This is a genomic window from Gilliamella sp. B3023, from assembly GCF_026536845.1.
Lineage (GTDB): Bacteria > Pseudomonadota > Gammaproteobacteria > Enterobacterales > Orbaceae > Gilliamella > Gilliamella apicola_E.
Genome location: NZ_JAFNNH010000022.1, coordinates 1 through 20,877 on the forward strand (window position 1 = coordinate 1; position 20,877 = coordinate 20,877).

Below are 20,877 nucleotides of genomic sequence, written 5' to 3' on the forward strand. Positions count from 1 at the left end.
GTTTTACCATGGTCAACGTGGCCGATTGTACCAACGTTAACGTGGGGTTTTGTACGTTCAAATTTTTCTTTAGACATCTTAATGTTCCTTTATTAAATCACTTCCCTAATTTTGTAGGGAAGTGTTACTTTATTTATATAAATAATTATTTCGCTTTACGAGCTTCAATAATTGCTGTTACGATGTTTGAAGGTGCTTCGTTATACTTCAAGAACTCCATAGAGTAAGAAGCACGACCTTGTGTTTGTGAACGAAGGTCTGTCGCATAACCAAACATTTCAGAAAGTGGAACTTGTGCTTTAACTGTTTTACCAGTTGCAGTATCTTCCATACCTTCGATCATACCACGACGACGGTTTAAGTCACCGATAACGTCACCCATATAATCTTCAGGGGTTTCAACTTCTACTTTCATAATTGGTTCTAAAAGCACAGGTTTAGCTTTCATGAAGCCTTCTTTAAATGCCATTGATGCGGCAAGTTTAAAGGCAATTTCGGATGAGTCGACATCATGGTAAGAACCAAAATGTAAACGCACACCAAGATCCACTACCGGATAGCCAGCTAAAGGACCTGATTTCAATTGTTCTTGGATACCTTTATCAACTGCTGGAATAAATTCACCAGGAATTACCCCACCTTTGATTTCGTTAACAAATTCGTAACCAGCACCACCCGCTTCTAATGGATACAAGTCGATAACAACATGACCGTATTGACCACGACCACCAGATTGTTTTGCATGTTTACCTTCGATATCTTTAACTGTTGTACGAATTGTTTCACGGTAAGCAACTTGAGGTTTACCGACATTCGCTTCAACGTTAAATTCACGTTTCATACGGTCTACGATGATTTCAAGATGTAATTCACCCATACCAGCAATGATAGTTTGGTTTGATTCTTCATCAGTCCATACACGGAATGATGGATCTTCTTTTGCCAAACGACCTAAAGCAATACCCATTTTTTCTTGGTCAGCTTTAGTTTTAGGTTCTACTGCAACCGAGATAACTGGCTCAGGGAATTCCATTCTTTCAAGAATAATTGGTGAATTTTCAGCACAAAGCGTATCACCAGTTGTGACATCTTTAAGACCGATTGCTGCTGCAATGTCACCCGCACGAACTTCTTTGATTTCTTCACGTTTATTCGCATGCATCTGTACGATACGACCAAAGCGTTCTTTACGATCTTTAACTGAGTTAAGAACTGAGTCACCAGAGTTAACTACACCAGAGTAAACGCGGAAGAAGGTTAAGTTACCAACAAATGGGTCAGTTGCAATTTTAAATGCAAGTGCAGCAAATGGTTCATCATCACTTGAATGACGTTCTGCTGGTTCACCATTTTGTAATTCACCTTTAATCGCAGGGACATCAGTTGGAGCAGGTAGATACTCAATAACTGCGTCAAGCATGAACTGAACGCCTTTATTTTTAAATGCACTACCACATGTTACCAAGATGATTTCGTTAGCAAGTACGCGTTCACGTAGTGCTTTTTTAACTTCTTCTTCAGTTAACTCATCACCACCTAGGTATTTTTCCATTAACTCTTCGTTAGCTTCTGCTGCAGCTTCGATTAAGTTTGCACGCCATTCTTCAACTTGCTCAACCATGTCAGCTGGCACATCTTCATAAGTAAAGGTTGTACCTTGGTCAGCATCATTCCAGTTAATTGCTTTACGTTTAAGTAAATCAACAACACCAGTAAAGCCTTCTTCAGCACCGATTGGTAATACTAATGGAACAGGCACTGCCGCTAAACGTGTTTTGATTTGTTCAACCACACGTAAGAAGTTAGCACCCATACGGTCCATTTTGTTTACAAATGCGATACGAGGAACTTTATATTTGTTAGCTTGGCGCCATACTGTTTCTGATTGAGGTTGAACACCACCAACCGCACAGTAAACCATTACTGCACCATCAAGAACACGCATAGAACGTTCAACTTCGATTGTGAAGTCAACGTGTCCCGGGGTGTCGATGATATTGATACGGTGTGGTTCAAATTGTTGTCCCATACCTGACCAGAATGCAGTTGTCGCTGCTGAAGTGATAGTAATACCACGTTCTTGTTCTTGTTCCATCCAGTCCATGGTAGCTGCGCCATCATGAACCTCACCAATTTTGTGACTTACACCAGTATAAAACAAAATACGTTCGGTAGTTGTTGTTTTACCTGCGTCAATATGTGCACTGATACCGATATTACGGTAGCGTGCTATAGGGGTTGTACGAGCCATATTAATCCTCTATTTAGAATCGTTTGCTTAATAAAATATCATTTAGGTTGACTGACAGTAGATATGTGCTGTCAGTCTAATTTCAAGCCACTTAATATCAGTGGAAAGATTACCAACGATAGTGTGCAAACGCTCTATTAGCTTCAGCCATACGATGAACATCTTCGCGTTTTTTCACAGCAGTGCCTTTGTTTTCAAAAGCATCCATAAGTTCATTCGCTAGGCGTAACGCCATTGATTTATCGCCACGTTTACGTGCAGCATCTACAATCCAACGCATTGCAAGTGCATTACGACGAACTGGACGCACTTCAACAGGAACTTGGTATGTAGAACCACCAACGCGACGAGACTTAACTTCTACAGTTGGTCTTACGTTATCTAATGCAACTTCAAAAGCTGCTAAGTGGTCTTTTCCACTACGCTCAGCTAATTTATCAAGAGCTGAATATACGATTGATTCTGCGATAGATTTTTTACCATCTATCATTAAAATATTTACAAATTTCGCCAGCAAATCTGAACCGAATTTCGGATCAGGTAAAATTTTTCTTTGACCGACAACATGACGACGTGGCATTGGAATACTCCGTTTATATGTTATAAATTTTCAGGTTTACCCAAAACTCAAATGAGTTAAATGGAATTATTATAGTTTGGCCTTACTTAACGGAGTTCCATTAAGCTTTAGGTCGTTTTACACCGTATTTAGAACGGCTTTGTTTGCGATCCTTAACACCTGCGCAGTCTAATGCACCACGAACAGTGTGATAACGAACACCAGGTAAATCTTTAACACGACCACCGCGGATTAAAATCACGCTATGTTCTTGCAAGTTATGACCTTCACCACCGATATAAGAAGTCACTTCAAAACCGTTGGTTAAACGTACACGGCATACTTTACGTAATGCTGAGTTTGGTTTTTTAGGTGTAGTGGTGTAAACACGTGTACAAACACCACGTTTTTGCGGGCATGCTTCAAGGGCAGGAACGTTACTTTTCGCTTCCTTTAGCGCTCTTGGTTTGCGTACCAGCTGATTAATTGTTGCCATTAATAAGCTCCTGATTAATTAAAATAAATTTAAAAATTGCTTTTTAGATACGTAATTAATAACTGTAGCCCAAAGCCTATGTATATAAGTTTTGGGTCGCAAGATTCTAGACCTCAACAGGCATAATGTCAAGTATTACCACAAGTTTATTATGTTATTTAATTAAACTATTTTAGATTGTTAAGCATCAGATAGTTAAACAAAGTTTATCTTTTTCATTCGTAAGTTGTTGGTGAGATTTTATGCATTATTTCTTATCACAATAACTATTTAATGTAGCGTAAATATTTAATGGCAGTGTGACATAGGTATATGGCCATTAAGATAGTAAAAGACAAACTGTATAAATTTAAGCTAAATTTTTGCCTAAAAAAACGGTAATATGATACTGAGTATTGAATAAATGTCGTGTGTAACAATGATGAATATAAACAATGAACCTTACAAAGTTGTATTACTATTTAATGCTAATAATATTTACGATCGTCAAATTTTAAAAGGTATTGGTGATTTTTTGAAGTCACATAATATTCACTGGAATATTTATATCTCTGAAACGCTGCGTTATGACACGACCACCTCTTTTCGTTTTGACTGCGATGGAATTATTGCTAATTTTGATGATCCTGATATTGCCGATTTGCTTAAACATGTTCAAATACCAATAATTGGTGTGGGTAGCTCATATCATGGTAAGTCGAGCTATCCAAATGTGCCTTATGTTGCTGCTGATAATTTTTCCATTATTGAAAGTGCATTTAATCATTTGTGTGCTAAGGGAATTAGTCAATTTGCTTTTTATGGTTTACCGTCAAACCGATATTGCCGATGGGCAGGTGTGCGAGAAGAAATTTTTAAGCAAATCTTGGCGCAGAAAGGATATGAAGGGTTTATTTATCAAGGTTTGTCTACCTCGCTTGATAATTGGCAAGAAGGCTTAGATAAACTTTCTAAATGGTTGCTATCTTTGCCAATGAATACTGGCATTATTGCGGTTAATGATGCTAGGGCACACCATATTTTACAAGCGTGTGATAGAGCAGGCATAAAAATACCGGAAGAGTTATGCCTTATTGGTATTGATAATGAGGAAGTCATCAATGATTTGTCAATGGTATCGTTATCAACCGTTAAGCAAGGCACTGAAGAGATGGGATTTAATGCCGCAAACTTACTCCAAAAACACTTTATTAAAGGTAATGTGCCGGTATGTCCTTTACTTATAGCACCTAAAAAAGTTATTGCCAGACGTTCAACAGATTATCGCTCTATTCACGATCCCTATGTCATCCAAGCCATTCACTATATTCGTGATCACGCCTGTAAAGGAATTAAGGTTGAGCAAGTGATCTCTCAGATGCAGATATCACGATCTAATTTGGAAATTCGATTTAAATCATCATTAGGTAAAACCATTCATGCGGTAATTCATGAAGAAAAATTTAATCAGGCTAAATATCTTCTGCTTGAGTCATCATTACCCATTCAAACCATTTCTCAGCAATGTGGTTATCCGTCAGTTCAGTATTTCTATTTCCTGTTTAAGAAGCGTTATGGCATGACCCCTAAAGATTTTAGGTGTCAATTTACCACACTAAATTCGGCGACGCTTTAATATCAATAGTAACCGTAATAATAAGGAAAAAGCTCAAATATTTCTGTTGCTTTTTCCTTTTTGATGGGTTTATTTGTCAACTGAACGAATTAAAAATATGGCAGTACCGCCAACAATAGCAAACACAAAAGAGACTATAAAAATAGCGGAAAAGCCAAATAACGTTATCACACAAGCGGCAATAATTGGTGCGAGCGCTTGGGTAATTGTATTACCAAGATTATAGATCCCTAAAAAAAAGGCTACTTGCTGCCGATCAGGTATGACTTGCAAATTTAGTAAATTGTCGAGTGAATTCCATATTCCCATGCCGATTCCCGCAAAAAATGCATAAATTAATACGCCTGTTTGATTTGGACATAGCGATAAACCCAGTGCACCAATGCCTAAAAAGAGCGTAGATAAACCGACTGGTAGTTTAAGCACTTTTAATTTATCGCAGATCGGACCGGCAATAAATCCCATTAAAATGCCGAAAATTAACATAATTAAATTAATGAGTTGGATAGCATTTTGTGTATCGGAAGAATTGCTCTGCATAAAATCGGTCAAAATAAAAAGTAGGTAACCGGTAATAGTAAAGTTACTGATGCCTTGAAAAAGCTTACCAATTAACGCCAAATAGTAGTCCCGACCGATTGACCATTTGGGAAATATAGCCAATGCGTTTTTAAATGTTTTATCGCTTTTGAGTAATTTGTTTTCCTTGGTTTGTTTAAGGTTTGACGGCTCTTTTACAATCAATACCGCTAGGAATACGCCAATGAATGTAATGATACCAAAAACGATAAAGCCAAATCGAAAGCTGCCTAAAAACATCGCAGCAAGTATCGTAAAACCGTTGTTACCTAATGCCATACCTAAACCACCATAAGCGCTAGAGGCCGAGCCTTTTCTATCTTCAGCGGCAAAGTCTATCCAAGCTACCATAGGGGCAACAATAAAGTTTAAAGCAACTTGACCGAGTAACCAGCAACACAACAAAAAAGGGATACTGTTAGCTGTTGAGGCTAATATCATGGATAACATAAAGGCGATAGCGCCCACTACAATCCAAGGTGAGCGATTACCGAATTTTGAACGTGTTCGATCTGATAAATAACCTGCAAGCATATTCGATATTGCCGCAACCACCATACCACACGCAGAAAATAGCGCTAATAAGTGGATCTTATTTACTTCATCAATTTGTTGAATTAACGCTGGTAAAAAGAGACTTGATGCGGCAATGTATGGACCTAACCACGATGCAGGGCCGATAATTAGCCCGGGAATAAGTCGAGTTAATGGAATTGTTGTTTTCATAATACTTTACCTAAAATGTTAACCATTGTTGATCACGTAGTAATAATCAAAATCGGCATAAGATTGATGTTGGTAGCTATCGACAGCTGCAATAAAATTAAATAAGCCGGTAAATCCACCTATTTCCCCCGGTTCGCCATTGACGCCTTCATCCGATAAGTAAAGGACATCAATCGTTTGCATAATTGGCATCCATGCTTCATCGAGTCTGTAAAGTAGTGCAACCTTGCCGTGTTGGTAGGATAATTTTAGTTCCACAATTCCGTTTGGGATGGCAATACGGTGATTGACATATTCGATTCTGGTACCCAGTTTTGCTTGTAGTGTGGTTAAAATCGGGGTCTTCAGTTGTTCACTATAGGTTAAATGTAAATAGAGCCAATTATTTGAGTCATAATAAAGACCAACACCAGCGGTTTGTGAGTAGTGTTCCGGGTGGAATTCAACTTTAGTTTGAATGTAATAATCAAACGAAGTAGCCCGAGTTGCCATAATCGACGGCTTTACTTGAGAAAATAGCGAGTTTTGTCCATAAATTCTCAAATGACTGTGGCGTTCATGGGTGTTTACCCATTGAGGGGATTGATGTTGATAAGGCGTCATAAAGGACAATTGATAGCCATGGTCGAACTCTTCAATCACGTCATGGCTTATTTCGTCCTCAAGTGGTAAGGCAAAATCAAATTCCATTTTGGCTAAATTAGAGCCGTCTGCCATGATAAGCCAACCATCCTCAGTCCAATGCATTTTTTGGATTGAGGTTTCTCGACCAAGTGGATTGAGTAGTGTGTCTTTTATTGGTCTAGACATCAGATGGGCAATATACCAATCGCTGTTTTGGCTCTCAACAAGTGAGCCGTGTCCAGCTTTTTGCATTAGTGAATTAGGATTGAACATTTCAAAATGGCCGGCATCGGGATCGCCCAATGAAAATAGATGATTAGGTGAGGAAGTGACAATAGGCTCTCCGGACGGGTGGGGCTGATAAGGACCATAAATATCTTTAGCTCGACCGATTTCAATACCGTGCGCATAACCAGTACCACCGGCGGCTATTATCAAATAATAGTTATCAAGCCTTTTATAAATCTGCGGCGCTTCAGCGCAACCTCGAGTTGTAAAACCTTGCGTTAGACGATGCCACGGACTGGCGAGTTTTCCTTCAGCAAGATCGACTTCAGCAATGACAATATGTCCCGGAGCTTGATAACCTTGTCGTGTTTCCCACTCTAAAATAGTTAAATAATGTTTACCGTCATCATCATGAAACAGCGCCGGATCGAAACCGATAGAGGTAAGATAAATTGGCGCTGACCAAGGCCCTTTAATATTCTCAGCGCAAATTGCATAAGTGTCAGCATTAAACTCTCGCCCGGCCATGTTTATCATATGCGAGTATATTAGCCAAAATTTTTTATTTATCGAATCATAAGATAAATGTGGCGCCCATACACCGGCGGGGGTATTTGTTCCGGATAAATTGACTTCACCATTTTTAAATACATAATCAATTAGTTGCCAATTAGCGAGGTCCTTTGATTGAAAAATTTGAATGATTGGATTCCAATGAAAAGTGGATGTGGCAATATAGTAAGTATCGTTAACACGAATGATTGACGGGTCAGGAGACATGCCCGGTATCACCGGATTTTTTATTTTAGGCATTTTTATTTTCTCTTAATGTTAGATTATTGATAAAAATACTTATCAAAAAAATAAGTTTTAAGGTTGTTTTGCCCAATATAATTTATCTATGCCGATAATGTTATTATCAAATTTGGTTTCAAATTTATGAAATCTTATTAATGAGATATGTGTCACACTCTGAGTAATAAAATTTACCTATTCAATTAACATAATTAGAAAAAGACAGGGTTAACTTAGCAAGTAATATATTGGTTAATAAGCGTTATTTTTAGTTTGGTAAAGATAAATAGTGATAAATTGTTCAATATCTTTAAGAAGGTAAAAAAGGCAGGATAACAGGTGCAGAACACCCTAACAGGGTATTCTGCAAGTCATAATTATGACATCAATGGTTTAAGTTGCTGATAAACATCTCTAAAAATAGTGCGCTGTTGCTGATAATATTGGTGGAGATTGCTATCGGGTTGATGCGTTTGAACAATTGTCAATGGCGCAAGTAGTTCGCTTATCGCCGTATTGGGATGACAAGCGATTTGTGCAAGTTTTGCTGCCCCTAATGCTGGACCCACTTCGCTACCTTCACAATATTCAATGCAATAACCGGAAACATCACTCAGCAATTGTCGCCAATAACGGCTGCGGGCTCCGCCACCAATTACCAAAATTTTATCGGGTGTGACGCCAGTTTGATGAACTGCATCGATGCCGTCAGCAAGGGCATAGCTAACGCCCAGTAATACTGCTTTTGCCAGATCGACTTTGTTGTGTTGATAAGTTAAGCCAAAAAATACACCTTTAGCTTCGGGATTATTGTGAGGTGTTCTTTCGCCGGATAAATAAGGTAAAAAATAGACCGAAGGTTTGTCATCGATCGGTTGCGCCTCAATTAGAGTTAGTAAGGTTGGGACATCTTCAATGTCCAATAACTGACACGCCCAATCGAGGCAAGAAGCACAGCTCAACATTACCGACATTAGGTGCCAGCGGTTTGGTAAGGCATGGCAAAAACTGTGAATGGCTTGCTCGGGGTTGCTAATAAACTGATCGGTCACGGCAAAATAGACGCCGGAGGTACCCAGTGAGAGCATCGCTTGTCCCGATTGATGTAAACCTACCCCAACCGCACCGGCTGCATTATCACCACCGCCAGCAATCACCGCAATCTGATTAATGCCCCAACGTTTAGCGATTTCATCAGTCACATAACCGGTGATCTGATTGCCTTCAAATAGCGTTGGCATATGGTGTCGTGTTAAGCCACAGGCTTTTAGTAGTTCATCATTCCAATCACGTTTTCTTACATCAAGCCACATTGTCCCGGCTGAATCGGACATATCTGAAGCAAATTGATTGGTTATTTTAAAACGCAAATAATCTTTGGGGAGCAATACTTTATCGATCTGAGCAAAGATTTCCGGTTCATGCTGTTGTACCCATTTAATTTTAGGAGCGGTAAAACCAGCCATCATTAGATTGCCAGTAATTTGACGGGAAGTGGGTACCTGTTGTTCTAGTTGGTGGCATTGAACATCACAGCGCCCGTCATTCCAAAGTATTGCTGGTCTTAATACTTGTGATTGTTGATTGAGTAATACCGCACCATGCATTTGGCCACTTAAACCTATGGCTTTTACCGATTGTAAATTATGTTGCTTACTAAGCTCACACATTGCTGTATCGGTTGCTTGCCACCATTGCTCCGGATCTTGCTCTGACCATAATGGATGTGGGCGGGACACGGTGAGTGGTTTGGTTAATGTTGTGATAATATGTTGTTTTTCATTCATTAAAATCACTTTGACACCCGAAGTGCCTAAATCAATACCAATATACATACTCTTCTCCATTTCACAGCTTACTATCAGGGTAAACTATACCCTGATTAGTTTGCTTCGAACAATTAACTTAGCCAAAAATTAACTGATTAACTCGATTTTCTAACTTCTCTTGCTCACCACTGCAAGGTTTTGGTTGCAGATTATTGGCTAAACTATACTGGGCAATATCTTGCAGCGTCATTTTGCCGTGAAGGATTTGTTGACCTAATTCTTCGTCCCAAGCGGCATATCGTTGTGTAACTTTTTGCTCAAGAACGTTATCTTCAATTAGTTTGGCTGCGCACTTCAATGATAATGCCATGGTATCGATTGCGCCAATATGCCCGTAAAATACATCATATTTATCAACACTTTGACGGCGAATTTTGGCATCAAAGTTAAGTCCACCGGTTTTAAAACCACCACTTTTGAGAATTTCGTACATGACAAGGCTATTTTCTTCTACACTATTTGGAAATTGATCGGTATCCCAACCTAGTTGCGGATCGCCTCGGTTTGCATCAAGTGAGCCAAAGATATCAAGTGCGATAGCTGAGGCAACTTCATGTTGGAATGAGTGGCCGGCTAGTGTTGCATGGTTAGCTTCGATATTAACTTTAATTTCTTTTTCTAAGCCAAATTGTTTTAAAAAGCCATAAATAGTTGCGACATCATAATCATATTGATGTTTGGTTGGCTCTTGCGGTTTTGGTTCAATAAGTAAAGCGCCTTTAAAACCGATTTTATATTTGTTTTCAACCACCAATTGCATAAACTTGCCAAGCTGCTCACGCTCTTTTTTGAGATCAGTATTTAACAGTGTTTCGTATCCTTCACGTCCGCCCCAAAGGACATAATTTTGCCCACCTAATTTATGTGTTGCATTCATTGCATGGACAACTTGTGTGGCAGCACAGGCAAATACTTGCGGATCTGGATTCGTGGCGGCACCTGCAGCATATTTAGGATTGGTAAAGCAGTTGGCTGTGCCCCAAAGTAATTTAACGCCTGTTTGTTGTTGTTTTTCCAACAAAATATCGCTCATTACTGCTAAATTATTGATGTATTCTTTGATTGAATTGCCTTCCGGTGCTACATCGACATCATGAAAAGCATAAAAAGGCACGTTCATTTTATAGAAAAACTCAAAGGCAACATCAGCTTTCGCTTTTGCATTAGCTAAAGGATCTGAGCCTGTTTGCCAAGGATATTGAAATGAGCTTGACCCAAACATATCTGTTCCTGCCCAACAAAAAGTGTGCCAATAACAGATCGATAAGCGTAGGTGTTCCGCCATGGTTTTACCCAAAATGATTTGGCTAGGATTATAGTGCCTGAATGCAAAAGGGTTGTCAGTTTGAGTGCCTTCGTAGTTGATGCGTTCTATTTTGTCATAATATTGTTTCATAATATTCTCCTAAATTTGGTTATGAAATTAATGTTGTAATTATTTGTTCCAGAACTGTTCAAGTTCTTCTAAAGATTTTCCTTTCGTTTCAGGTAACCATTTCCATATGAAAATTGCAGCCACTACACTGATAACTCCATATAACCAATAGGCAAATCCATTGTTAAAATGTGAGACAAGGTAGGTGTTTTTATCCATAATAGGAAAGGTCCAGGATACCAAGTAATTTGTAATCCATTGTGCTGCAACAGCGATAGAAAGAGCTTTACTTCGAATGGAGTTAGGGAATATTTCAGATAGTAATACCCAACATACAGGCCCCCATGAGATAGCAAAAGAAGCGATGTAAAACAGCATAGAAGTAAGCGCAATAATTGCTGGTAATTGTAGAAAGAAAGTTGTTCCTAATGTGATCATGCCAATCGCCATGCCTATAGCACCGATGATCTGTAATGGTTTTCGCCCTAATTTATCAACAGTGAATATTGCAATAGTGGTAAACGAAAGGTTAATAACACCAACAATAATAGTTTGTAATAATGCTGAATCGGTGCTTGCTCCTAAGTTTTTAAATACTTCTGGTGCATAGTAAAGTACAACATTAATGCCCATTAATTGTTGGAATGCTGATAATAAAATTCCGATAACAATAACACCAATTCCATATTTTAAAAGTGGACTACTCTTTTTAGTCGAATTAGAAGATAATGAACTAATTATGCTATTAAGAGCTTCTTCAGTTCTTTGACTTCCCAATATACGGGATAGTATATTTTGAGCTTTACTTATTTTATTTTGTGCTGTTAACCAGCGAGGGCTTTCCGGGACGGTAAATAATAAGCCAAAGAAAAGTAAGGCTGGAATAGCTAGTGATAAGAACATATATCGCCAACCGACAATATTTAACCAATCTTGATCACCTGAACTTGCTATAGCATAATTGACACAATAGACTAGAAGCTGTCCAAAAATAATAGCAAATTGGTTAAAGGAGACGAGTTTACCTCTAATTTCAGCTGGGGCGACTTCGGCAATGTACATCGGAGATAACATAGAAGCTAAACCAACGCCGATACCACCAACGATGCGATAAAAAACAAATTCAGGAACATATCCTGCTAAATAGTAAGGAATTTCTTGAGATTCTACTGAACGAAATCCTAATTCAGGCCAAGCAGATCCAATTGCTGCGATAAAAAATAAAAATGCGGCAATTAATAATGAATTGCGACGACCAAAACGGTTACTTAAATATCCTCCCATTAAACCGCCGATGATACAACCAATTAAAGCACTTGCCACACAAAAGCCTAATAAAGAGTTGGCTGCAGTTTCACTTAGATGTTGAGGTTCAACAAAGACTTTTGAAATAGACCCGACTGTTCCTGAAATAACTGCTGTATCATAACCAAATAATAAACCACCTAAAGTTGCAACTAGAGTGATTCTGAAAACGTATAATGAATTGTAATGCGTACTCATATTTCATTCCTGCTTATCAAGTTAGGTTTAGATAAAAATAATCTAAACTTCTCATTCAATATGCATGAATTATTTAGCTAACAACAATTATTAAATTTCGTAAGCATTTTATGTTTTTTTATTTTTGTGAAGTAGATCAAACTCCATTTAATAAACTACTTGTATAAATTTTATTATTTAAAATATTTTTTTAATTAATTGATTTTTAATGAAAATAAGTTTTTGGTCTTATCGCTGAAAGTGAATTATCAGGTGATCGATTTTATTGCTGATAGTTATTATAAGATAAGCAGTAAGGCTTATTTTACTTTATTAGATGATGGCAATTGAGATATGATCAACAAAATTAGAAAGTTATTTGTTGCTTGATTAGTGGTGAATTTTAACTCAATTTCTTGGATTATTTCTATCGCTTTTCAGCGATAGAAATTTGATGATTAAAATTAATGATGATCGATAAAGATAAATTTTAATGCAAATAGAAGGGCAAAAATAATGACGCAAAGATTTAATTCTTTAAATTTACCAGTTAATGTTTTTAACACAACGTAAGAGATAAAACCAAGTGCTACACCTTCGGTAATAGCAAAAGCGAAAGGCATCATTAATGCGGTAATAAATGCTGGTGTTGCATCAGTTAAATCAGACCAATTAACTTTCATTAAACTTGAAACCATTAAGATTCCAACAAATATTAAAGCACCAGATGTCGCATAAGGTGGAACTAAATGGGCTAAAGGCGATAAAAAGGTCATTAATAAAAATAATAATCCAACTACAACTGCAGTTAAACCTGTACGCCCACCAACTGAAATACCAGCAGAACTTTCAATATAAGTTAGTACTGATGAAGTTCCAAATAAACCACCAAGTGAAGAACTAAAACTATCGATTAATAAAGCTTGACGCATTTTAGGGAAACGCCCTTTTTCGTCAGAAATTCCTGCTTTGTCGGTTAAAGCTAAAATTGTACCGGAAGAATCAAATAGGCTTACAATCATAACTGAAAAAATAACACCCATAATACCCACATTAAGTGAACCAGCTAGATCGACATGACCAACAACACTGCTAACACTTGGTGGAACTGATGCAATTCCTTGATAACTAATATTAGGATCAAGCCAAAGTGCAAGTAAGGTAACAACAAGAATTGAAACTAGTACAGCCGCATGGAAATTACGAGTTGCTAGAATTATTATAATAAAAAATCCTAGTGAACCTAATAATACTTTAAGTGATAAGATATTGCCTAAGGTTAGTAATGTTTCTGGTGATGCGACCACAATTCCCATATTTTGAAATCCCATAAAAGCAATAAATAGTCCAATACCAGCACTTATTCCTGCTCGCAAACATTGCGGAATATGTTCAATTAACCAATGGCGAACTTTAAATAATGATAATGCAAAAAAGATTAATGAGCCCCAAAATATTGCCCCCATACCCACTTGCCAAGAATAGCCCATAGCACCGCATATTCCATAGGCAAAGAAAACATTGAGTCCCATAGCTGGAGCTAAAGCAATCGGTAGATTGGCAAACAGCCCCATTAAAATAGTAGCAAAAGCTGTTACGACGCACGTTAGAACAAAAACTGCTGATTTGTCCATGCCAGTTACAGATAAGATAGAAGGGTTAACAAAGATAATATAAACCATGGTTAGAAAAGTTGTACAGCCTGCTATAACCTCTGTACTGATTGTGGTTTTCTTCTCTTTCAGTTGAAAAATTTTTTCGAATAGTGAATTCATAAGTTAAAGCCCAATTTAGTTTGATAGTAATCGATATAACCTTTATTTTTACCTAATTTATTTTGCAGTAAAAATAAAAAAGATACAAAGTATCACTTCATATCTCAAAAAACGAAAAAACACAGCGCTATTATTGCCTGTAATTTATTTTGGTCAAGCGTTATTCATATTAAGAATATCGTTTAGTAATTGATAGATAATTTTTATAACTTACCTCTAAAATAGTTGTTTAGCTCATCTGAGATGAGCTAAACAATGGGTAGAATATCACTAACCTAGTTCTTTAATATATCTAATTTATTCTTAGTGATTTTCACTTTTAAAATACGGTGACTTTCAATTTCGGCAACTTCAAATAAATAATCGCCAATTTGTATTGTTTCACCGACATTAAGTAAATGTTGGGCTTTTTCCATCAACAATCCAGCAAGAGTATGGTATTCTCGCTTATCATCTATTGGTATAGGAACATACCTTACTAATTCTTCTACAGGGATGTAACCATTAGCAATCCAACTGTTATCATCAATACATTGAATATCGTGTTTGGCATCAATTTCCTCTTCTTCAGTTGGGAAATCACCAGCAATGGTTTCAATAATGTCAGTAACAGACACAACTCCTTGCATTGAACCAAATTCATCAACCACAAACGCAAAATGGGTTTTCGCTTTTTTGAATTGTTCCAGTGCGACAAGTAAAGATACCGTTTCAGGGAAAATTAATGGCTGCTTTATTAAAGAGTTAATATCAATATGCTGTTTATCTTGTAAAACATCTTTCAATAGATCATTAACTTGAATAATGCCTAATGGTTCATCAATTGAAGCATTATCCGTTACGACTAAACGTGAATGAGGATTATCAAATATCTCTTTTAATATCACCTCACGATCATCATTTATATTGACCATATCAACATTTAATCGAGAGGTCATGATGCTACTAACTGAACGTTGAGCCAATCCTAACACTCGCTCGACCATGTTTAATTCTTGATGATTAAATACTGATGTTTTCTTATTATTATCAGAAACAACATCAATATTGTGAGTTTCGGGATCTTCTTCTGCATCGCCTTTGAGTAAATGTAAAATCGCTTCAGCGGTGCGTTCACGTAATGGTTTTTTGTTTAATGCTTTTCGGCGATTGAATATAGCTAATTGATTAAAAAACTCAATCATAATTGAGAAACCAATAGCGGCATATAGGTAGCCTTTTGGAATAATAAACCCAAAACCTTCGGCAACCAAACTAAAACCAATCATAAGTAAAAAACTTAAACATAAAATAACAATCGTTGGATGGGAGTTAACAAAATAGGCCAATGGTTTACTTGCTACCATCATGATACAAATAGCAATACAAACAGCAATAATCATTACTGGAATATGTTCGACCATACCCACTGCAGTAATTACTGAGTCGAGTGAAAATACGGCATCAAGTACAACGATTTGAGCGACAACAGTCCAAAAATGTGAAGTCTTTTTGGGTTTACCATCTTCATGTGAAGCGCCTTCTAAGCGTTCATTGAGTTCCATTGTGGCTTTGAAAAGCAAAAATATACCACCAAGCAACATTATCAATTGCCTAGCATTGAAACTGATTCCGGATATAGAAAATAGAGGGGTAGTGAGTGTAACTAACCAACCAGTAAACATTAATAACAATATTCGTGTAATTAATGCAAAAGCAAGACCAGTAATGCGTGCTTTATCTCGTTCTTGTGGCGGAAGTTTCTCGGCAAGAATGGCAATAAAAACAATGTTATCAATGCCAAGGACGATTTCAAGTACAACTAGAGTGGATAAACCAATCCAAATTGTAGGATCCATGATCCATTCCATATGTCAGGTGATTACCTCTAATGAACACAGCACATGCTGCTTAGTAATTCTGTCTGCAATTGACTAAATAATCAATAAAATATTTATATTTTTAGCCATTTTTCTAAAAAATCCAGGTTTAACACTAAATTGTTAAGTGAAAATTAGCTTCGCCAGAAGGTTGGTGTAAATAAAACCAATAAGGTAAATATTTCAAGTCGTCCAAATAACATGTCCACAACCATTACCCATTTAACCATATCACTTACATGCGCAAAATTATCACTCACACTGCCAAGACCAACCCCCAAATTGTTCAATGATGAGGCAACAATATAAAATGAGTCAGTTGCATCAATTCCAGACGCCATAATGATAAATAGACTAATTAAAAAAACTAATGCATAGGCAGAAAAGAATCCCCATACTGCCTCAATAATTCGTTCCGGTACAACTCGATTATTCAATTTTAAGGTATATATTGCATTCGGGTGTATAAGACGTTTTAATTCACGTGAACCTTGCATAAATAATAGTAGAACGCGAACAACTTTTAACCCTCCTCCAGTAGAACCAGCACAGCCCCCAATAAATGAAGCACATAATAAAAAGATTGGTAATGAGGATGGCCAAGTATTAATATCATCGACGGTAAAACCGACTGTTGCAGAAACCGATACGACTTGTAACACAATTTTATCAATACCAAGATTTCGTTGTGGTTGATAAAAATAGATAACAAAGGCACAAATAACAATTAAAATAAGAAGGATAAAGATAAACGTTCTGAACTCTTGATCGCGCCAATAAACTTTAAGTGAAATACCATTTAATGCGGCAAAATGGAGTGCAAAATTACAACCAGATAAAATTAGGAAAATAGTAACAATATAGTTAATTGCTGGACTATTAAAATAAGCTAAATTGCTGTCATGAGTTGAGAATCCTCCCATCGATATCGTCGAAAAACTATGCGAAATAGCATCGAAGATATTCATTCCAGCAAACCACAAACTTATTGCGCATAACGTGGTAAGTAAAATATAAATAGACCACAATGTTTTTGCCGTTTCAGCAATGCGGGGACGCATTTTACTATCTTTTTGAGGACCTGGGATTTCAGCTCGATAGAGCTGCATTCCACCAACACCTAATAATGGTAAAATAGCAACTGCAAGTACGATAATTCCCATTCCCCCAAGCCATTGTAGCAATTGACGATAAAATAAAAGGGCCTTAGGTAAATGATCTAAATTAACAATAGTTGTAGCGCCTGTTGTTGTTAACCCAGAAAAAGACTCAAAAAAAGCAGTGGTTAAATTAAGATTGATATGATTATCAAAAAGAAATGGAAATGCACCAATAGTACCTAAAACTACCCAGAATAATACAACAATGAAAAAACCTTCCCGAGTACTCAACTCATGACGCTGATTTCGATTAGGGAACCACAACAATACTCCTAAAATTAATGCAGCGAAGAAAGAACGGACAAAAATTGCGCCAGCACCATCACGGTATATTAATGCGACTAGTGCCGGTATTAACATAAATATCGACAATAATGATATTAATAAACCGATAATTCTTATAATTGAGCGCCAATGCATCATAGTAATAATCTCTATTTGAATCCACGAGATGCTTTTATAAGATCGTAAGCAGCTTGAATTTCTTGTGCTCGCTTTTTGGTTGCCTCTAACATCTCTTTTGGTAAGCCTTTTGATGCTAATTTATCTGGATGATGTTCATTCATTAACCTGCGATAAGCTTTTTTGATTTCAGGAATATCAGCAGATGAATCTATCCCTAAAATTCTATAAGCATTTTGCAAATCTGATTGGTGAGAACTGTTTTGATAATTGCCATAATTATTGCTTTGTTGATATTGACTATTTTGTTGATTATTATAATATTCTTGACGGAAATGAAAGCTTCCCATCATCATCTGAATATATATAACCATTTGTTGGCGAGGAATATGGAATTCTTCAGCAACAATAAACAAAATTTGTGACTCTTTTTCATCTAAATTACCATCAACTAAAGCCGCTTGAATTAATTGTTCACAAAATATATTTAAAACATTTCTTCTAAAACGATATTGAAAGTAGAGTTCTCGTAAACGCGATCGAAGTGGGTAATCACTTGCTTTACCACGATTAAATGACTCTTGGGCTAATTGGCGACCGGCTGCATCAAGTTGTAGCCGATCCATAAATTGCCGAGCAAGATTAATATCATCTTGGGTAACAACACCTTTAGCTTTACTCAGATGCCCCAATACTTCAAAAGCAACAATTAAGTACAAAGTTGGGTTTGATTGTGTCCTTTTTTCATTTAATCTATTGCCAAATGCTTGATACAACATTGGACCTATTAATAGACCAAGTATAAATCCCCATCCGGATTTGAAAACTGAGCTCAGTATTAACCCGAGAATAATGGACCAGATAAAAGACATATTATTCGTTTACCTCAATTCGATCGATTTTTTGTAATCCACGCGGTAGTGATGTTCCTTTACGAGCACGCTCTGCTCTAAATTTTTGTAAATCAGTAGAAGAAAGCGTAAGTTTGCGTTTACCAACATACAACGTCAGTGAGGTTTCAGGCGTTATCAGCATCATATAAGCTAGGCTATCATCGCTGGCAGATAATGAGATAATTTTATTTCCTTTACCTTTAGATAACTCTGGTAAATCTTTCACCGGGAAGATAAGCATTCTACCCGCTTGACTAATTGATAAAAGCAAGCTTTCCTCTGATACTATCTCAATCGGTGCAAGTACATTTGAATTATTAGATAAATTAATTACTGCTTTACCGTTACGATTACGCGCAATTAAATCGCTAAATTGACAAATAAAACCGTATCCGGCACTAGAAGCAAGTAAGAATTTTTGTTCTTCATCGTTTGACATTAAAACATGTTCAATAGTTGCACCTGCTGGTAATGCTAATTTACCGGTAATTGGCTCGCCTTGTCCTCGAGCTGATGGTAAAGTATTTGGCTCAATAGCATAACTTCGCCCAGTTGAATCGATAAAGACAACTGGCTGGTTACTTTTACCTTTTGCAGCAGCTTTAAAGCTATCGCCTGCTTTATAACTTAATCCGACGGGGTCAATGTCATGACCTTTAGCCGCTCTTACCCATCCCATTTCAGATAATACAATTGTGACGGGTTCAGAAGGTGTTAATTCTTGTTCAGTGATCGCTTTAGCTTCACTTCGCTCAACGATTGGCGAACGGCGTTCATCGCCATACTTTTCAGCGTCTTCTTGCAATTCTTTTTTGATTAAATTACTGAGTTTTCTTGGTGAAGCAAGTAGAGCTTGTAGTTGATCCCGTTCTTTAGCAAGATCAGCTTGTTCGCCTTTAATACGCATCTCTTCCAATTTAGCTAAATGACGAAGTTTTAACTCTAAAATAGCTTCTGCTTGTATTTCACTTAAGGCAAATCGCTTAATTAATTCTTCTTTTGGTTCATCTTCATGACGAATTATTTCAATAACTTCATCAATATTTAGAAACGCAATTAATAAGCCATCTAAAATATGTAATCTTTTTAGGATTTTATCTAAACGATAATTTAATCGACGTGTTACCGTCAAACGTCGATATTCTAACCATTCAGTTAATATTTCAACTAATCCTTTAACTGATGGACGATTATCAAGTCCAATCATATTCATATTGACGCGATAGCTTTTTTCAAGATCCGTGGTAGCAAATAGATGATTCATAACTTGCTCTAAATCCACTCTATTAGATCTTGGGACAATTACTAAACGGGTTGGATTTTCATGGTCTGACTCATCGCGTAAATCTTCAATTAATGGTAATTTTTTCGCCCGCATTTGCGAAGCAATTTGCTCTAAGATTTTAGCACCTGAAACTTGATGAGGAAGATCAGTAATAACAATATCACCCTCTTCTTTTTTCCAAACTGCACGCATGCGGATTGATCCTCGTCCAGTTTGATAAATTTTAGCAATATCTTCTGGCGCAGTAATAATCTCGGCTTCTGTTGGAAAGTCAGGGCCTTGTATGTGAGCCATCACTTCACTAAGTGTTGCTTTTGGGTTATCTGCTAACATAATAGCAGCATTTGCTACTTCACGAATATTATGTGGTGGAATATCAGTTGCCATACCAACAGCAATGCCGGTTGTACCATTCAATAAAATATTGGGTAATCTAGCTGGCAACATTTTAGGTTCTTGTAAGGTGCCATCGAAGTTTGGCGTATAATCAACAGTGCCTTGCCCTAATTCGCCTAATAATAATTCTGCATATTTTGATAGACGAGATTCGGTATAACGCATAGCCGCAAATGATTTAGGATCATCTGGAGCTCCCCAGTTTCCTTGACCATCTACTAATGGGTAACGGTAAGAGAATGGTTGTGCCATTAACACCATTGCTTCATAACAGGCACTATCACCATGAGGATGGTATTTACCTAACACGTCACCTACAGTACGAGCTGATTTTTTAAATTTAGCCTGAGCATTAAGCCCTAATTCTGACATGGCATAAACAATACGGCGTTGCACAGGTTTTAAACCGTCACCAATAAACGGTAGTGCACGATCCATAATGACATACATTGAGTAGTTTAAATATGCGCTCTCTGTAAAAGTACGTAGCGACTGAACTTCTACTCCGTCATGAGTTATCTCACTCATTATTGTTCCTCTAAATTATT

At 37.1% G+C, this 20,877-nt stretch carries 14 protein-coding genes and 1 pseudogene; 1 reads left to right on the top strand and 14 read right to left on the bottom strand.

The features are described from left to right. The 4 genes and pseudogenes from J3U16_RS10895 to rpsL form a co-directional block, all read right to left on the bottom strand. Window positions 1-77: pseudogene (locus J3U16_RS10895) on the bottom strand (elongation factor Tu); the annotation flags it as partial. Between the two features lie 68 nt (window positions 78-145). After that, window positions 146-2,251 carry an elongation factor G gene (fusA, locus tag J3U16_RS10900; protein ID WP_065562791.1) on the bottom strand — a complete coding sequence of 702 codons (2,106 nt, stop codon included), beginning with the start codon at window positions 2,249-2,251 and terminating at the stop codon, window positions 146-148. 109 nt (window positions 2,252-2,360) lie between these two features. Beyond that, entirely contained in the window at window positions 2,361-2,831 is a 471-nt protein-coding gene (gene rpsG, locus J3U16_RS10905) for a 30S ribosomal protein S7 (RefSeq protein ID WP_034883788.1), read from the bottom strand. Window positions 2,832-2,931: 100 nt separating this feature from the next. After that, window positions 2,932-3,306, bottom strand: a complete 375-nt coding sequence (gene rpsL, locus J3U16_RS10910) for a 30S ribosomal protein S12 (protein ID WP_034883792.1) — start codon at window positions 3,304-3,306, stop codon at window positions 2,932-2,934. 427 nt (window positions 3,307-3,733) lie between these two features. Between rpsL and J3U16_RS10915 the strand changes: the two genes are divergently transcribed. Then, on the top strand, window positions 3,734-4,921 hold the full coding sequence (locus J3U16_RS10915) for a XylR family transcriptional regulator (RefSeq protein ID WP_416379963.1): 1,188 nt from the start codon (window positions 3,734-3,736) through the stop codon (window positions 4,919-4,921). A 69-nt stretch (window positions 4,922-4,990) separates the two neighbouring features. Here J3U16_RS10915 and J3U16_RS10920 read toward each other — a convergent pair whose 3' ends face one another. From J3U16_RS10920 to parC, 10 genes are all read right to left on the bottom strand, one after another. Beyond that, entirely contained in the window at window positions 4,991-6,226 is a 1,236-nt protein-coding gene (locus J3U16_RS10920) for an MFS transporter (protein WP_267331106.1), read from the bottom strand. Window positions 6,227-6,244: 18 nt separating this feature from the next. Further along, the gene (locus J3U16_RS10925; protein ID WP_267343049.1) at window positions 6,245-7,891 is read right to left on the bottom strand and encodes a family 43 glycosylhydrolase; all 1,647 of its coding nucleotides are present in this window, start codon (window positions 7,889-7,891) and stop codon (window positions 6,245-6,247) included. A gap of 359 nt (window positions 7,892-8,250) precedes the next feature. After that, window positions 8,251-9,708 carry a xylulokinase gene (xylB, locus tag J3U16_RS10930; RefSeq protein ID WP_267331108.1) on the bottom strand — a complete coding sequence of 486 codons (1,458 nt, stop codon included), beginning with the start codon at window positions 9,706-9,708 and terminating at the stop codon, window positions 8,251-8,253. Between the two features lie 70 nt (window positions 9,709-9,778). Continuing rightward, the gene (gene xylA, locus J3U16_RS10935; RefSeq protein ID WP_267331109.1) at window positions 9,779-11,098 is read right to left on the bottom strand and encodes a xylose isomerase; all 1,320 of its coding nucleotides are present in this window, start codon (window positions 11,096-11,098) and stop codon (window positions 9,779-9,781) included. A gap of 39 nt (window positions 11,099-11,137) precedes the next feature. Beyond that, window positions 11,138-12,580 (bottom strand): D-xylose transporter XylE, encoded by a 1,443-nt coding sequence (gene xylE, locus J3U16_RS10940; protein ID WP_065562797.1) that lies wholly within the window; start codon window positions 12,578-12,580, stop codon window positions 11,138-11,140. 443 nt (window positions 12,581-13,023) lie between these two features. Next, window positions 13,024-14,334: an NCS2 family permease gene (locus J3U16_RS10945; protein ID WP_065562798.1), complete on the bottom strand. Its 1,311-nt coding sequence runs from the start codon at window positions 14,332-14,334 to the stop codon at window positions 13,024-13,026. A gap of 275 nt (window positions 14,335-14,609) precedes the next feature. Continuing rightward, the gene (locus J3U16_RS10950) at window positions 14,610-16,184 is read right to left on the bottom strand and encodes a TerC family protein (RefSeq protein WP_065562799.1); all 1,575 of its coding nucleotides are present in this window, start codon (window positions 16,182-16,184) and stop codon (window positions 14,610-14,612) included. A gap of 143 nt (window positions 16,185-16,327) precedes the next feature. After that, window positions 16,328-17,773 (bottom strand): TrkH family potassium uptake protein, encoded by a 1,446-nt coding sequence (locus J3U16_RS10955; protein ID WP_065733732.1) that lies wholly within the window; start codon window positions 17,771-17,773, stop codon window positions 16,328-16,330. 14 nt (window positions 17,774-17,787) lie between these two features. After that, window positions 17,788-18,627, bottom strand: a complete 840-nt coding sequence (gene djlA, locus J3U16_RS10960) for a co-chaperone DjlA (RefSeq protein ID WP_220225394.1) — start codon at window positions 18,625-18,627, stop codon at window positions 17,788-17,790. Between the two features lies 1 nt (window position 18,628). Beyond that, window positions 18,629-20,857 (bottom strand): DNA topoisomerase IV subunit A, encoded by a 2,229-nt coding sequence (parC, locus tag J3U16_RS10965; protein ID WP_220225393.1) that lies wholly within the window; start codon window positions 20,855-20,857, stop codon window positions 18,629-18,631. Between the last annotated feature and the right edge of the window lie 20 nt (window positions 20,858-20,877).